General features: G+C 54.7%; 1 rRNA gene. It reads right to left on the reverse strand.

Going from position 1 to position 1,324, the window contains the following annotated elements:
- Positions 1 to 1,324, reverse strand: a 23S ribosomal RNA gene (locus JJ896_18505); the annotation flags it as partial.

Raw genomic sequence — 1,324 nt, forward strand, 5'->3', positions numbered from 1 at the left:
GTAGAATCGGCGCGGCGGACGGCCTGACGCACAGCGGCTTTCTGGAACTCACCGAGGTGCTGGGGCCGATCTATGCCCTCTCCCGAAGTTACGGATCTAATTTGCCTAGTTCCTTAGCCATGAATTACTCGAGCACCTGAGGATACTCTCCTCACCCACCTGTGTCGGTTTGGGGTACGAGCGACTCTAGCAAACTACGACGCTTTTCTTGGCAGCATGATTACCTCCACTATCCCTTCCCCTTGCGGGTCCGGGTACTGTCGGGGTTCAGCCTCTGGGAGGCGGATTTGCCTGCCCCCCGGCCTACGCCCTTTAACGTGCATTCGTCAGCACGCGGGAGTGTCACTTCTGCGTCACGCCTTAGCCATACGCTGGCTTCGGTAGCGGAATATTTAACCGCTTTGCCATCGGCTTCCCCGGCCTCACCGGGTACACCTTAGGTCTCGACTAACCCTGATCCGATTAGCGTTGATCAGGAACCCTTGGGTTTACGGTGGAAGGGTTTTTCACCCTTCTTATCGTTACTCATGCCTACAGTTTCGCTTCCAGCCGCTCCAGCACCCCTCGCGGTGGCACCTTCTGCGCTGACTGGAATGCTCCCCTACCGATCGTTAAATCCCACAGCTTCGGTAACCGACTTATGCCCGATTATTATCGACGCCGAGTCGCTTGACTAGTGAGCTATTACGCACTCTTTAAAGGAATGGCTGCTTCTAAGCCAACCTCCTAGTTGTCTGAGCAACTCAACTTTCTTTGATCAACTTAGCCCGGATTTAGGGGCCTTAGCTGGTGGTCTGGGTTGTTCCCCTCTCGCCGTAGGACGTTATCACCCCACGACTGACTGCCTGGTGGCTCTGTGCCGGCATTCGGAGTTTGTCTCGGTTTGGTACCCGGTGAAGGGCCCTAGCCGAATCAGTGCTCTACCTCCGGACAGACAAAACCAGACGCTATACCTAAATATATTTCGGGGAGTACGAGCTATCTCCAAGTTTGATTGGCCTTTCACCCCTATCCACAGTTCATCCGAAGACTTTTCAACGTCAACCGGTTCGGGCCTCCACGGTGTCTTACCACCGCTTCACCCTGACCATGGATAGATCACTTGGTTTCGCGTCTGCCCCGCTGTACTGCACGCCCTATTCAGACTCGCTTTCGCTACGGCTCCACCCCTTAGGGGCTTAACCTCGCACAACAGGAGCAACTCGTAGGCTCATTATACAAAAGGCACGCCGTCATCCACATAAATGCAGACTCCGACCGCTTGTAAGCACACGGTTTCAGGTACTATTTCACTCGCCTTCTCGGCGTTCTTTTCACCTTTCCC

The sequence above is a fragment of the Rhodothermales bacterium genome (assembly GCA_017643395.1).
Lineage (GTDB): Bacteria > Bacteroidota > Rhodothermia > Rhodothermales > UBA10348 > JABDJZ01.